Origin of the sequence: Youhaiella tibetensis (genome assembly GCF_008000755.1) — a bacterium.
Classification (GTDB): Bacteria; Pseudomonadota; Alphaproteobacteria; order Rhizobiales; family Devosiaceae; genus Paradevosia; species Paradevosia tibetensis.
Window position 1 is genome coordinate 670,253 of record NZ_CP041690.1, and the last position, 14,226, is coordinate 684,478.

Sequence of the window (14,226 nt, forward strand, 5' to 3'; positions counted from 1 at the left end):
GGGTCTCCAAAACGTCTAGAGGCAGAGATAGCGCTCCGGCATGGCCTCCCGATAGGGGAACATGTCAAAATAGGGCTGCGCTTCCCTGATCGCCCGCCGGAACGAGGGACGCTCCAGCAGGCGATCAAGATAGGCTTTGAGATTGCCCTGGTGCGGCGCGAAAGGGTGGATGATCGAAGCGAAAAACAGCGCCGGCGCTGCCGAACAGTCGGCGATGGTGAAGGCTTCCCCCACCACCCATCGGCGCTTATCCAGCTGCCGTTCGATCATCTCGTAGGCCGTGTCGAGCGTGCGGCGCGCGTCGGCCACGCCCTGCGGGTCGCCCTTTCCGGCCGGCCGGATACGGTCGAGCACCAGCTTCTGCATGGGCGTGCTGACGTAAAGATCGAAGAACCGGTCCCACAGTCGCGCCTCGAGCCGCCCATCCTCGTCCACCGGCAGCAGCGGCGTCGCTCCCGGATAGTGTCGATCGAGATATTCGATGATGATCGTCGTCTCGGGCACCGTGCGCTGGCGCGCCGCGTCATGAAGCACGGGGATCTTGCCGACCGGCCATAGCGCCAGTAGCGCGCTGGTGGATTTCTCGTCCGCCAGGTCCACGATCACCGGCGAGAATGCCGTGCCGTTCTCGTAAAGCGCCGTCAGCACCTTGTGGCAGTAGGAAGCCAGCGGGTGGATGTAGAGGGTCAGGTTCATTGCGCGTCCGATAATAGTTTCCGTTTGAAGAAACCATTATCAGCCAGCATCCTTCGGGACAACAGATAGTTGCAGCTCGAAGAAACTATCAGGCCTTGCCGTAAGCCGCCAGGAACACCCGCACGCCCTCCCGGACGCAGCGCTGCAATTCGGCGTCGTTGGGGATAGCATCGTCACCCAGCAGCATCGCCCGGTTGAGCGGTTCGGACATCACCAGCCAGTTGAAATGGGAGGCGGCCATCATGGAATCCTCGAACATCAGCAGGTCGCGCGCCGCCAGGTCCTCGAAAGTCCGTGCCAATGAGCGCATGGCGCGCGCCGGCCCGCGCTCGTAGAGCACGCGCGCCAGGTCGGGAAACCGTGCCACCTCTCCGATCACCAGCCGCCGCAACTGCATCAGGTGCGGCGTGACCACGATGGAAAGCTGCCTGTAGCCATAATCGAAGAGGAAACGCGCCAGGTCCTCGCGGTCCTGCAACTTCGGCAAATCGTTATGCACCAGGTCGCCCGCATGGTTGGTCATGCTCGAGACGATCTCGACGAACAGCCCCTCCTTGCTGCCGAAATGCTTGTAGACCGTCTGCTTGGAAACCCCTGAAAGGGCGGCGATCTCGTCCATGTTGGTGCCGAGATACCCGCCTTTGAGGAACACGGCTGTTGCTGCGTTGAGGATGGCGCGCCGCTTCTGCTCGGAGCGTCCGCCGCCCCTGTCGTCGCTCGCTTCGCTTGCCGCCGGAACCGCTCTCGTCATGTCAAATCACCTGCCAGTTGACTCTACAGTACTGGACAGTCTAGTTTGATGCAAATGGAGAACTGGACGGTCTAGTTCTCAAGGGAGTCGCCATGCACATTCAGTTTGCCGAACTGCCGGTATCCGACCAGGACCGGGCCAGGGCGTTCTACGTCACCCATTTCGATTGTCAGGTCGTTGCGGATGCCCCGATGGGCGCGGCCGATGGCTGGCGTTGGATTGAGCTGAAATTCCCCGGCAGCCAGACGGCGCTGCATTTCCTGCGCGCCAGGGAAAATCGCGATCCTGACGAACCCGTCCTGGTTCTCATCGATGAGCACTTGCACGATACCGTCGGCAGGCTCAGAGCCGCCGGGGTCGAGATCATAACCGAGCCGCAGGAAGCGCCCTGGCAACCGGGCCGCACAGTCGCTGAGTTCCGCGACAGCGAGGGCAATCGCATGGTCCTCGGCACCCCGGAGGCCTCCCGATGAGCTTTCCCGTAGAGTCCCAAACCATCAAGGTCCCAGGCGCCAGTCTCTATTACGAGGCGACGGGGCAGGGGCCATTGCTGCTCATCATTCCAGGTGGGCCGCAGGATGCCGGACTTTTCGCCGACATGGCGCAACGCCTGGCTCATCGCTATCGCGTGGTCGCCTATGATCCGCGCGGCAACTCCCGCAGCACCTTTGACGGCGAAGAGCAGCCGCTCGACCTCGACGTGCTCGGCGACGATGCCGCCCACCTCATCGCCTCGCTCGGGAACGGCCCAGCACATGTGTTCGGCACCAGCGGCGGCGCCCAGATCGGTCTCAATCTGGCGGCGCGCCATCCCGTTCGCGTGGCGACCCTCGTCGCCCACGAGCCGCCCACCGTCATGCTCCTTGATGATCCGTCCGAGGCCCTCGCCGGCAACCGGTCCATCGTCGAAACCTTCCATCGCGATGGCGTCGAAGCGGCGATGGGCCTCTTTTTCTCGATGAACGGTCTCGATATGGATGGCCCGCCCGACGCGCCGCCGCCTGAGGAAATGCCGCCTGAAGCAGTGGAAGCCTTCGCGCGCATCAGCGCCAACTTCCCCTATTGGCTTGCCCACGGCATCGAAGCCCTGTCGCTCTATAAGCCCGAAACCGAAGTTCTGGCCTCGGGCCGACCGCGCGTGGTGGTTGCCCTCGGCGAGCGTTCGCAAGGCCAGCCGATCTACGCCATGGGCTCGGCCCTCGCTTTGCGGCTGGGCATAGAGCCCACGCCCTTCCCGGGCGACCATGTCGGTTACGAGACCGATCCCGAGGCGTTCGTCGCGGCACTGGAGCGTCAACTGGCCCCGTGAGCGTGCAAGGTTGAGCAAAGGACGGCCATTGGCATTGCCATGCTTGCGCTTGGCCGTCCGCTCGGTAATACCGACTCGCTAACTGCATCGAAAGCCGGGCCATTGCTGAACCTTACCCTCTATGACCTCATCATTCGCTTCGGCGCCTATCTGTTGGTGGCCGCCATTGCCGGCCTCCTCGCGCAGGTGGTGCTGCGCGCCATGGGCGGCAAGGCGTCGCCCGAAGGTGGCGGCGCCGGTTACGGTGTCTTCGATGGTGTCGGACTGATCGGAGCGCTGATCTTCAAGCAGGGTTGGGGGCGCAGTCCACAGCCCGAGCCCGGCAGCATGTGGGGAGGGCGCCTCGGCCTCGTCGTCTGGGTGCTTGTGACGCTGGCCCTGACCCTGCTGGCCGTTTGGGGCCTGCGCTATCTCCGGCCCACAATTGCCTCGTTCGGCACCAACGTCTTCACGCAAGGGGCAATTTCCATCCTCAACGTCAGCACCGATATCGGCATCTGGTTCGCGCTCATCTCGCTCCTGCCCATGCCGCCGCTATTGGGTGGCAACATCCTTCTCGCCCTCTTTCCGGGCCTGCGGCCTGCCGCGCGCGGCTTCTACTGGCCGGGCACGGCTCTCGTCGCTCTCTTCGTCGGCCTCGGCTTTGCCGAAGCGACCCTCGCACCGGCCTGGGCAACTCTGCGCAACTGGATGCTGGCCTAGCTATTCGAGCGCGGCCTCGACGCCGTAGCGATCAGCGATCTGCCCCAGCGTGCCGTCGCTCTTGATCTCCCCCAGTACCTGCTCCAGCCGGCGCTTGAGCGTCAGGTCGCCGCGCCAGAGGCCGAGTACGACCGGATAACGCTCGAGCGGCAGTTCGCTCACCTGCCAGCCGTGGGCATCCGCCATCGCCGTCGTGGCCAGCACCTCGCCGATCCCCCCGGCCAACTCGCCCGTCTCGATCTTGGCAGCGATCGCCTCCATGCCCGGCACCAGCCTCACCCGCGCTTCGTTTTCCTTGAGATAGCGGCTGAGCGCAATGCGATCGAGGCCCGTGAGGCCCGGGTAGAAACCCACCAGCGCGCCCTTGAGCTCAAGATGGCCGCCCGGCGAGGCCACGGCCCAGCCCGTATGGAGATAGGGTTGGGTGACGTCGAGGAACGAGCGCGTCCGCGTCGAATCCACCGTCCCGCCCGCCAGGAGCTGGCAGGTCGTGCGCGTCACCCGCCAGTTGCGCGGGTTGAAGTCCCTGCCCATGGCCGCAATGCGGTTGAGGTCGAGCCGCAAATCCATGCGCGCCGTAATCTCTTCGAGCAGCTCGACGTCAAACCCCGGACGGCTCGCCTCCGCCGTCACCAGCGGCGGGTACGCCTCGGGCACGCAGACGCGCAGGACGCCACTTTTCTCCACCTCGGCCAGCGACGTGTCCGGCGGCAGCAGATAGAGCGCCGCCAGCAGCGCGAAGAGCACCGCCGCCGTGCCGATATCGCGCAGGAACCGGCGCAACCCCTTGAGCGCACTCATCCGCGGCGGAATTCCCAAACGGCGAGAAGGAAGAACGTCAGCGTCATGCCGCCCAGCACCAGGTAGTTCGTGGTGGGATCGAACTGGTGGAAGTTGATCAGCACCCCGCGCAGCGCGTCCACGCAATAGGTGATCGGGTTGATCCTGACGATCGCCACCAGCCACTCGGGATAGTTGACCACGCTCTGCGCCGCCGTCAGCGACGGGTCGAGCGGAAAGATCGAACTCGAAGTGAAGTAGAGCGGTAGGATCACGAGATTGGAAAACACCCCGAACCCCTCGAAACTCTTGATGCGGCTGGCGATGATGACGCCCAGCGACGTTAGCCCGAACGAGAGTACGAACATCAGCCCGAGCGCCGAAAGGATCGCCTGCGGCGTGATCGTCACGTCCACGAACCGCGCCAGCACCAGGACGAAGCAGCCATGGAACATGGCCACCGTCGCCCCGCCCAGGATCTTGCCGAGCAGGATCGTCTCGCGCGCCAGCGGCGACACCAGTACCTCACGCAGGAATCCGAACTGCCGGTCCCAGATCACCGAGATCGCCGACTGCACGGAGGTGTAGAGAATGTTGAGGACGATCACCGCCGGAAAGATGAACTGCAGGTAGGTGAACGGCACCACATAGCGCACCTCCCCATAGACCTCGCCCCGGAAATAGGGATTGAGGCCTATACCCATCACCAGCACCCACAGGAGCGGGCGGCTGAAGCCACCGAGCAATTGCCCCCTGTCGCGCAGTGCGCGCTTGATCTCCCGCAGCCAGACCGCATAGAGCCCGGCAACCTGGATCCATGCCAGGCGCTGCCAGGAATCATCGTTGTCTTCCGCCCAGATATCGGCCTCGAGGGCCGTCGCGCTTGCCTCGCTCATCGCGTGTGCTCCCCGCCCTGTCGCGCAAAACTGAGCGTCCGCTCGCGCGGGCTCGCCTCCTGGTCGCGTGGCGCCTTGCCCGTCAGCGTCAGGAATACGCTTTCGAGGCTCGGCCGCTCGACGTCGAGGCTCCGGATGCGCGTCCCGAAGCGTTCGAGGAAATCCTCGACCGCCGCATCGTCAACGTCCGAGATCAGGATGCCTTCCCCGCTGGTCGCCCCGCGTGGGCCGTAATGGGCTAGGATCTCGGTCTTGGCGGCGCTGTCCTTGGGGCGGATGCGCAGGTATTCGCGTCCGATCGTGTGCTTGAGTTCGTCCGGAGTGCCCATCGCCAGCACCGCGCCGTGGTCGATCACGCACACGCGGTCGCAGCGCTCCACTTCCTCGATATAGTGGGTGGTCACCACGATGGTGAGCCCGCGCAATTCCTGAAGCCTGCGCAGGTAGAACCAGATACGCTCCCGCGATTGCGCGTCTAGCCCCACAGTCGGTTCGTCCAGGAATAGCACGCGTGAATTGTGTACAAGCGCCCGGGCAATCTCGAGCCGTCGCTTCATGCCCGAGGAGAGCGTGCGCACCAGCCGTTCCTTGACCTCGCCCAGTTCCACCAGTTCGAGCAGCGCATCGATGCGCTTCTGGCTCACGGACATCGGCACCCCATAAGCGAGCGCGTGGAACTTGAGGTTTTCCTCAACGCTCAGCCGGTCGTCGAGGCTCGGTTCCTGGAACACCACTCCGATATTGCGCCGCGCGCGCAGCGGACTTTTGAGCACATCGACGCCGGCGATGCGCGCCGTGCCCGAATTGGGCTTGAGGATGGTGCAGAGGATGGAAAGGAGCGTGGTCTTGCCGGCGCCGTTCGGCCCGAGCAGCGCGAACAGTTCGCCCCGCCCCACATCGAAACTCACGCCGCCGAGCGCTTGGTGTTCGCCATAGCGCTTGGCGAGGTCCTTGACCTCGATGACGGGGGATGGAACGGCGGCTGGCCGCCCGGCTCCTGTGTTCATGCCTGTCTCCACGCTGAACGCGAGAACCATCGGGCGGAAATGCAGATGGCCTGAGAGTTTCCTTTCCCTATAGCGGCTTAGGCAGACCGGTCGAACGCTCAATCCTCAATTACATACATTGCGCCAACGTTGGGGGTGCTCGGCTTGACGCACCTCCGGGCGGCGCTGATAACTCGATGCGATATACTGAGTTCTTAGGGAATCTCCGACACGACTCTGGTTGACGATCCAAGGATCGGCAGCGTTGCCGGCCGCCAGGGCTCAGTTCGACTAAATTGTGTTAGGAACTGCTATGCGTAAGACATGGATGGGTCTGGGGATGTTCGTGGTGCTGGCCGCCGCGACCCCGGCTCTTGCAGAAGATGCTGCCACCAGGACTATCCAGGATGGCGTTTATACTGCCGAACAGGCCGATCGCGGCGCCGAGCTTGTGGGCAATGCCTGCTCGCTCTGCCACGGCAACACCCTGCGCGGTTCGCCCGCCGGTCCCTCGGTGATGAGCGGCTTCTTCGACAAGTGGGGCAGCAAGCCCCTGGCCGAGCTCTACACCTACATTTCCACCGAGATGCCCGCCGACAATCCGGGCGGCATGGAGCCGGCTGAATATGCCGACATCACCGCCCGCATCCTGAGCCTCGCCGGTGCCCCCGAGGGCAGCGAGGAACTGGTTCCGGACGAGGCCGTGCTGGCCAACATCACCATCGTCGACAAGGCCAAGTAAGCCGAGGTCGACGACCTGTCGTCAAGCGGCGGCGCCCCCCGGTGCCGCCGTTTGCTATTCGAGGATGCCCTGCACCCGCCATTCGGTCCGCACCGCCCGGTCGATGTCCAGGTCGCTGCGCTGCACGAGGAAGCGGCACCCGGCCCTGAGGAACCGGCTGCGCAGGTCCTCCCGCCACTGGCGATAGAGCGTCTTGTATTCCCCGATGGCCGCCCGGTCGGCGGTGAAGTCGAACTCGATGCCGCTCTCCCCGTCACGCAGCCGTACTTCGGACTGCCCGTTGAACTCGGGATCCTCCTCCTGCGGCGCGCCAACGGCGATGGCGAGCAACTCCACCCCCGCTGGCCGTGACAGGGCGTTGGCAGGTGCGGCCTCTCCCATCCAGTCGCTGAGCGCGATGATGAGCCCGCCTTGGGCCGAGCCCAGCACCTGCCGCAGTCCGCGCGCAAATCCACCCCCGGAGGGCTTCTGGCGCGCCAGCCACTCGAAGAGCGTCGCCGCACGCCCGACCCCGCTCACGCGCGGCGAGATATGCAGCCGGCCAGCCGACCACACGGCCATCTGCACCCCGTCGCCGCCGGCAAGACCCGCGAAGGCCATCAGGCTCGCCAGCGTCGTTGCGAACGCAAACTTCTCCGGTTCGCCGAAGGCCATCGAGGCGCTGCCGTCGATGAGGATGGTCACCCGCGCTGGCCGATGCACCTCATACTGGCGCACGTGATGTTCCCCGCGCCGGGCAAAGACCGCCGCATCGAGGTACCTGAAGTCGTCGCCCGCCTCGTAGGGGCGATAGTCGGCGAACTCCATGCCTGGCCCCTTCTGGCGCGAACGGCGCTCGCCGGTTCCGGCAGGGGCGGTGCTGCCGCCCAGGCGCAAGCGGCTGCGCGAAAGCTCCTGGAGCAGGGCGGGCGAGGGAGTCATTTCGAGCCGTGCGCCACCGAACGCCACGTATCGAGCAGCAGGCCTTCGGCGTCGATACCCTCGGCGATCCCTTCATAGTTCAGCTGGAACCGATGCCGCAGCGTTGCCAGCAACACCGCCTCGAGGTCGTCCAGGCTCACATTGTAGCGGCCCTCGAGAAGTGCCCGGCCCTTCGCCGCCAGTACCAGCGACTGGGCGCCGCGCGGGCTCACGCCGAACCGGACGTAATCGGCAATGCGCTTGCTCACGCCCTCGCCGTCCGGCTGCGTGGCGATGACGAACCGCGCCACCATCCGTCGCAGATGCGCCGCGATCGGCACGGCCCGTGTCAGACGCTGCAACTCGAGAATTTCGGCGGCAGAAAGCACCTGTTGCGGCTCGGCATTTCGCGTCCCTGTCGTCTGGTCGAGGATGGCATCCAGGTCATCCTCGCTCGGAAAGGCGACGACCGTCTTCATCAGGAAGCGGTCGATCTGGGCCTCGGGAAGCTGATAGGTCCCCTCCATCTCGATCGGGTTCTGCGTAGCCAAGACGAAGAGAGGCTCGGGCAGGCTCATGGTCCGGCCGGACACCGTCACCGTCCGCTCCTGCATCGCCTCGAGCAGTGCCGATTGCGTCTTGGGCGTGGCGCGGTTGATTTCGTCGGCAAGCAGGATCTGGGTGAAGATCGGCCCCGGGCGGAACTCGACCTCGGTGCGCCCCGTCTCGGCATTCGGGCTCAGCGCCAGGCCGCCCGTGACGTCGGCCGGCATCAGGTCCGGCGTGAACTGGATGCGGGCGAAATCGAGCCCGGTGACGGTTCCGAGCGTGCGCACCAGCAGCGTCTTGCCCACGCCCGGTGCCCCTTCGAGCAGTACGTGGCCGCCGCTGATAATGGCGGTCAGCAATTGCTCGATCACCGCCTCCTGGCCCACGACCGCCTTGCCGATCTCGCGCCGTGCCGCGACCAGCCGGTTCAAGAGCGCGTTGAGGCCATCGAGGCTTTCCGGCGGCAGCGTCGGGTGCTTGGTGATGTCGTTCATTGCACGCATTCCTTGGAGTGTATGTCTGTCATGCCGCCCGCTCGAATACGGGGGCAGAAACGGTTTGGCGGCGCCCGGCGACGAGTCCGGGCAAGTAGCGCAAGACGAGGCTGGCGAGGAACAGCGCCGCCGCCAGCACGGTCCAGGCCTGCCAGCCGGAAGCCCATGCCCACCGGCTCTCCGGCCGGGGCGCTGACCCTTCGCCGGCCATCACGCCCCCGGTAATGCGCACCAGGCTTTCGAGCGTGACGGCGTCCGTACCGGTCTGGCTGAGCGCGGCCGGGTAGGAGACGTGCAGGCTCTGGCTGCCCGCCAGCTCCCCGATGCGCGCCGTGATTTCGTAGTCGCCGTCTTCCGGCAGGCTCCAGCGCCCTTCCCAGTGTGCGGGCGCAGTTTCGATCATTCGCATCGTCCCCGCGCTCGGACCGCTCACCGCGACGCTCGGCAGGTCCGTGCTCGCTACCCGCGCCAGCGCTTGATCGCCCTCGCGCACCACATCGAGTTTTACTTCCGTCTGCGGAGGCGGCACGAGCCCGCGCACGATCTGTGCCCAGAAGCGCGGATAGTCGGGCAGGGCGTTCCAACCGGCGCTCCAGCGCCCCGTCGCCTGTGTCGCCAGCGAAAGAACCTGTCCGGCGCCATAGCGCCACGAGGCCATGATGGGCACCACATTGCCCTCCTCGTCGTTCGTGGCCAGATGCAGGTGCGCGCGTGGCTTGGCAGTCGTATCCACGTAGCCGTCAAGCGGCGGCACGTTATCCGGTGCCGCTTTGAGGAAGGCGTCGTTCCGGTTGAGCCATTGCGGCGTCACCGTGCGCTCCTTGACCGGAGACGTCTCGGAAAGCAGAGCCTCCTGCGCCAGGATCCCTGGCAGAGCGCGGAAGTCCCGTGACCAGTGGAAGGCGCCGCCGCCCAGTGCCGCGATGTTGGAAAGGCTCGTCGGATCGGCCGCATCCCCGATCGCAATCGCCGATACCGTGATGCCGTCGGCGCGGGCCTCCCCGAGCAGGCCCTCGAAATCGCCCGGTTGCGTGAGCCCGTCCGAGATCACCACGATGTGGCGCTTGGGCAGGTCGAGACCCCTCAGCATCGTCACCGCGTCCGAAAGCGCCGGATAGACCGCCGTCCCGCCATCGGCATCGAGCTGGCTGAGCGCGCTGCGGATCGCCGCGTCGGCGCCCGCTTCCTGAAGCGGCAGCACCGTGTGGGCGGAGGAGTCGAAGGCGACGATGCCCACCTGGCTTTGCGGGTTGAGAAGCCCCGTGGCGTTGAGCACGGCGGCCTTGGCGATCGAGAGCCTGTCCATGCCCCCCTCGTCGCGCTGCATGCTCCCGGATCGGTCGAGCACGAACACGAAGCCGGTTTTGGGGGCGTTGCGTGGCACTCGGCTGGAAAGGGGCGAGAGGGCTTCGAGCCGAGTTTCGAAATACCCGCCCGTTCCGAAGGAATTGGGGCCTCCCAGCAGCAACAGACCGCGTCCATGGTCGCGCACAGCGGTTTCGAGTTGCTCCTGCTGGCGCGGCGCCAGCGCCGTTGCCGGCACGTCCATCATCACCACCGCGTCATAGTCCAGCCAACCGGCCAGCGACGCGGGCGCGCGTCCCGGCGCCAGCGTCGTCACCGCCAGCCCCTGCAGCCCCAATGCCTCGGCAAAGCTGCTGGCAGCTGCGTCCTGACCGGCCAGCAGGGCCACCCGCGGGCCCGCGCTCGTGGCGATCCAGATGCCTGCCTTTGCAGTCGGCGTGTCGAGGCCGGCGACGCGCACTTCGTAGAAGTGTGTCCCCTCGGCTTGCGCCTCGACCGCCGCCTCGATGCGGTTGCTGCCGTTGGAAAGCTGCGCCTGCTGCGTCGCGATCACGGTGCCGTCCCGCACGATCTCGATGGTCTCGCCCCGGGCGACCCAGCTCTCCACCATCGCGTCGAGCACGAAAATGTCGCCCACAAATACGCGGCTGGGTCCAAAGACGCCTTCCACCGAGACGCCCAGCCTGGCTGGCGGCAGCGCTCCGTCGACCGCCACTCCGCGCTCCGCCAGGGTTCGGAGCGCCGGCGCCAGCATGCCCTCGGTCAGGTTGCCGTCCCACTCGAGAAAGATCCGTCCATCCCGCCCCGCCGGTACGCTTGCCGCCGCCAGCATCAGGGCGTCGCCCGCCGCGCCGCCGGGGCGCTCGCCGTGGCCCATCCCAATGGCCGTCGCGTGGCCGTCGATCTCCCTCGAGCGTTCCGGGGTAGCCGCGATGATCACCTGACGCCCGGCCACCGGCTGCGGCATCGGCACCCCGGCCATGGCCGCCAGCAGGAACAGCAGGCCAAGCGTGAAGGTGCCGACGGTCACCCGGCTCTGCAACCAGCGAGGATGGCGGCGGCGCAATGCCAGCCGCTCCGCGCGCATCGAAAGTGCGAACTCGCCAGCCATCGCCACCAGCGCCAGCCCCAGCAGGAGCCACCAGATCGCCAGCCCCGCGCTGACGGGAGCGACACCGCCTTCCGCAGTGTCCGCCGCTCCAAGCTCGGTCGGGGCAGCATTGACCGCGATCAGGGCGGCGCGGCCATCGGCCGTGCTCACCCGGTAGAGCCCGGCCCTTCCCGGCACGAATGCGGGCTCGAGGCCGGGCGCGAGCCAGCCATCCTCGCCCGTGAAGGCGTTCTGCGGCAGCAACGCGCGCGTTGCCTGCTCTCCCTCTGCCAGCACCGTTTCGGCCACCAAGCCGATCGCTCCCGACAGCAGTCGCGCGGGAACCGGGCAGGCGGCGCCGGTCACGCAGTCGGATGGCGCGGCTCCCAATCCCGACCAGTCGAGGACATTGCCCATCAGCGCCACATAGCCGGGCTCGTCCACCCAGGGCGTCGTCCGCAGATCGAGGCCGATCCGTACTTCGCGCCCGTCGCGTGTGGAGCGTGCCCATACCAGCGGCTTGCCGGCGACGCCGAGCAATTCCTGGCCGCCGTCCGGCATCGGCGCACTGAAACCGGCAATCGTGCCGAGGCCCGTCCAGTCCACCTCCCGCGAGAGCGGATGCGACGGCTGCCAGAACGTCGCCGCCTCTGCCTCGATGCGCTCCGGTGCAACCTCTCCGGCGACATGTCCGGAGCCGAGATAGAGCGTGTTGGTCTCCGGCCGCCGTGGCACGCTGGTGCCGTCGATGACTACCAGGTCGAATTCTCTGTCATTGTCCGGCAGTCGGTCGGCCTGGAAAAGGCTGGTGCCCGGCACGGCCTGGAAAGCACGCACCACCGCCGGGGTCGGCTCGCCGAGATAGAGCACCCGGCGGCTGGCGTCGGCGTGCAGCATCAGCCGCGCGCTCGCTTCCCCGCCCGGCGCCTGCAGCGAAAGTGCGCCCGCTCCCGGCAGGGCAAACTGCGTCGAGAACCGCGCGGTATTCTCCTCGAACGTCAGCGGCACGTCGGCCCAGTCGAGAAATCCGGGCGCCCCTTCGGGCATGAAAAGCGCCTTGAGTGCCGTCGGGTGGTCGCCTCCCTGCGGCACGGTGAGGGCCCCGGTGACAAGCCAATCCGCCCCTTCCCGCGTGGCTTGCGCTGCGAGTTGCGGGCGCGGCTCTCCCTCGATCCAGTCGACATTGGCGGCTTCGCCGTCGCGTTCGAGGCTTTCCAACAATGCGTCCGTGCGCTGCCGGTCGATTCCGCCATCCTGCGGTTCGATCCAGCCCAGCGCCGCATCCAGTGCCGCCCGGTCTTCGATCCAGGCGGCAACGATGCGCGGCGAGGGACCCGCCGCCACGATCGAAACCGGATTGTGGGCATCGGGCGGGGCGCCATCGATGAGGCGCTGTGCCGCCGCGACCGCCTCGTCGCGCGCGCCCGCATCGACGACCAGAATGCGGTGCGTGCCCTCGCTGCGGCCCAAATACGGCCCGGCCAGAGCCAGTGTCAGCGCTGCGATCACCAGCAGTTGCAGGACGAGTGGCAGCGTCCAGCGCGGCATGCGCATCGGCCGTCGCGTTGGCTTGCCGCTGGCCACTTGTGCCCACAGAAAGAGGCTCGGAACCGTGACCGTCGGCCGCCTGCGGACATGCAGGTAGAGCAAGACGAGGCCGGCAAGGGCCAACAGCAGCCAGAACGGCGAGGCGAAACCCAAGGCTAGAACTCCCCACCCGACTGCGGGAAATACCGCTTGAGAACCTCGATTTCGCCCACTGGCGCCGGGCGGTTGAATGGCGAGATGGCTCCCGCCGACCAACCTGCGGTTGGCGCCGAGCCGTCCACGGCCGCTCCCGGGCCGGCCTGTGGTGGCATGGTGTTGATCCGCACCCGCTGGCCCGCGCTCGCGTCGTTCTGCGGCAGGATCATGGTTTCGAGCGCGGCCGCGCTGGCTGCCGCCAGCTCGTCCATGCTCGCCACCAGCGGCCGCACGCCGTCGCCGGCCTGGTTGCCCCCGCGGTCGGCGTCGCGCGCCCCGCCCGCGGGCGCTCCGCCGTTCATCTGCGCCTGCGCGCGTTCGGCGATCTGGCGCGAAAGTGCGTGGGGATCGGGCGAATAATACTGAGTGCCTTGAGGCGGCTTCTGGTCGCCCTGAAGGCTTGTCTGCGCCGCGCCCGTCGTCGGCAACGGCGCACTCGGCTTGGGTGTGTCGGACGTCTGCGCCCTCGCTTCGCTCGCGGGTAGGTCCCTCTGGGGCAGCGCAGGCGTCGCCGGCTCCGCCTGCGGCCCGCGTTCGAGCGCCGCGGCCTGCTCGCCGAGCGCCGCCTCGATCCTGCCGACAAGGGCCGATCCGTCAGCGGCCTGCGCCGCCTGTGCAGCAAGTTCGGCGAGCGTCTGGGTCAAGGTTGCGCGCTCGGGTGCCGCATTCGCCAGGTCGTCGCGCACGGCTTCGACCGTGCGAGCCAGCGCCTCCAGCATCGGGGTGGCGGCGCCCGGTTCACGCCGGATCATCTCGACGATCTGCGTTAGCACCGTCTCGGTTTCCGCCAGTTCCTCCGCGGTCACCGCCACCGGCGCGGTCATGACCGCTGGCATAGGCACGTCGCGCCCCTGAAGCAACAATCCCAGCGTTATGACAACGGCCAGCAGGACCGGCAGCACCCAGACCCAGCGCCAGTCCCGCCGCGTCTGCACCGCAGCCGGCATGATCCCCTGGGCGACCTTCTCGGCGTCGCCGAAAAGCGCGCGCCGCAGCAACGCGTCCCCCTCCTTCTGACCAGCGACTTCGAGCGCCGTGCCCAGCCGGTTCTTGAGCCCCAGCCGCACGTCGATGCGCCGCGCCATCTCCACGCCCGAAGGTGCCAAAAGCGCGGCCTGCGTCCCGAAGCCGAGAACGCCCGCGCCAAATCCTGCCGCCCCCCAGAGCGCCAGCCTCGGCCAGAAATCGCCTTGCACCGGCCCCGCGATGCCGGCGAGCGCCAGAATCTCCGCCAGCGCCATCGCCGCTAGACCTGCCGCCACGCCCTTGAGCGCCACCGCGGC

Annotated in this window: 13 protein-coding genes; 4 read left to right on the forward strand and 9 right to left on the reverse strand. The window is 67.0% G+C overall.

Annotated features, from left to right (window positions below):
* Window positions 1-15: 15 nt before the first annotated feature.
* Both FNA67_RS03300 and FNA67_RS03305 read right to left on the reverse strand, forming a co-directional pair.
* A complete protein-coding gene (locus tag FNA67_RS03300; RefSeq protein WP_147655066.1) occupies window positions 16-696 on the reverse strand; it encodes a glutathione S-transferase family protein in 681 nt (226 codons plus the stop codon).
* 88 nt (window positions 697-784) lie between these two features.
* Window positions 785-1,447, reverse strand: coding sequence for a TetR/AcrR family transcriptional regulator (locus FNA67_RS03305; protein WP_147655067.1), 663 nt, complete (start codon window positions 1,445-1,447; stop codon window positions 785-787).
* A gap of 92 nt (window positions 1,448-1,539) precedes the next feature.
* Between FNA67_RS03305 and FNA67_RS03310 the strand changes: the two genes are divergently transcribed.
* The 3 genes from FNA67_RS03310 to FNA67_RS03320 all read left to right on the forward strand — a co-directional run bounded on the left by FNA67_RS03310 (window position 1,540) and on the right by FNA67_RS03320 (window position 3,458).
* Window positions 1,540-1,920, forward strand: a complete 381-nt coding sequence (locus FNA67_RS03310; RefSeq protein WP_049707701.1) for a VOC family protein — start codon at window positions 1,540-1,542, stop codon at window positions 1,918-1,920.
* Window positions 1,917-2,756 (forward strand): alpha/beta fold hydrolase, encoded by an 840-nt coding sequence (locus FNA67_RS03315; protein ID WP_147655068.1) that lies wholly within the window; start codon window positions 1,917-1,919, stop codon window positions 2,754-2,756. The genes FNA67_RS03310 and FNA67_RS03315 overlap by 4 nt, the downstream gene beginning before the upstream one ends.
* 102 nt (window positions 2,757-2,858) lie before the next feature.
* Entirely contained in the window at window positions 2,859-3,458 is a 600-nt protein-coding gene (locus FNA67_RS03320; RefSeq protein WP_147655069.1) for a hypothetical protein, read from the forward strand.
* On the opposite strand, the gene FNA67_RS03325 is transcribed toward FNA67_RS03320, so the two are convergent.
* Genes FNA67_RS03325 through FNA67_RS03335 form a run of 3 tightly spaced genes read right to left on the reverse strand, consistent with a single transcriptional unit; the run spans window position 3,459 to window position 6,141 of the window.
* A complete protein-coding gene (locus FNA67_RS03325; protein WP_049707704.1) occupies window positions 3,459-4,259 on the reverse strand; it encodes a substrate-binding periplasmic protein in 801 nt (266 codons plus the stop codon).
* The gene (locus FNA67_RS03330; RefSeq protein WP_082202388.1) at window positions 4,256-5,134 is read right to left on the reverse strand and encodes an ABC transporter permease; all 879 of its coding nucleotides are present in this window, start codon (window positions 5,132-5,134) and stop codon (window positions 4,256-4,258) included. Before FNA67_RS03330 ends, FNA67_RS03325 begins: the two co-directional genes overlap by 4 nt.
* Window positions 5,131-6,141 carry an ABC transporter ATP-binding protein gene (locus FNA67_RS03335; RefSeq protein ID WP_147655070.1) on the reverse strand — a complete coding sequence of 337 codons (1,011 nt, stop codon included), beginning with the start codon at window positions 6,139-6,141 and terminating at the stop codon, window positions 5,131-5,133. The genes FNA67_RS03330 and FNA67_RS03335 overlap by 4 nt, the downstream gene beginning before the upstream one ends.
* A 292-nt stretch (window positions 6,142-6,433) precedes the next feature.
* Between FNA67_RS03335 and FNA67_RS03340 the strand changes: the two genes are divergently transcribed.
* Window positions 6,434-6,862 carry a cytochrome c gene (locus FNA67_RS03340; protein ID WP_147655071.1) on the forward strand — a complete coding sequence of 143 codons (429 nt, stop codon included), beginning with the start codon at window positions 6,434-6,436 and terminating at the stop codon, window positions 6,860-6,862.
* Between the two features lie 54 nt (window positions 6,863-6,916).
* Here FNA67_RS03340 and FNA67_RS03345 read toward each other — a convergent pair whose 3' ends face one another.
* The 4 genes from FNA67_RS03345 to FNA67_RS03360 are packed head-to-tail and all read right to left on the reverse strand — an operon-like array spanning window position 6,917 to window position 14,205.
* Complete coding sequence (locus tag FNA67_RS03345; RefSeq protein ID WP_147655072.1) at window positions 6,917-7,783, reverse strand: DUF58 domain-containing protein; 867 nt, start codon at window positions 7,781-7,783, stop codon at window positions 6,917-6,919.
* Window positions 7,780-8,805 carry an AAA family ATPase gene (locus FNA67_RS03350; protein ID WP_082202390.1) on the reverse strand — a complete coding sequence of 342 codons (1,026 nt, stop codon included), beginning with the start codon at window positions 8,803-8,805 and terminating at the stop codon, window positions 7,780-7,782. Before FNA67_RS03350 ends, FNA67_RS03345 begins: the two co-directional genes overlap by 4 nt.
* A 28-nt stretch (window positions 8,806-8,833) precedes the next feature.
* Window positions 8,834-12,901: a VWA domain-containing protein gene (locus tag FNA67_RS03355; RefSeq protein ID WP_170267193.1), complete on the reverse strand. Its 4,068-nt coding sequence runs from the start codon at window positions 12,899-12,901 to the stop codon at window positions 8,834-8,836.
* Window positions 12,902-12,903: 2 nt separating this feature from the next.
* A complete protein-coding gene (locus FNA67_RS03360; RefSeq protein ID WP_170267194.1) occupies window positions 12,904-14,205 on the reverse strand; it encodes a hypothetical protein in 1,302 nt (433 codons plus the stop codon).
* Window positions 14,206-14,226 lie beyond the last annotated feature (21 nt).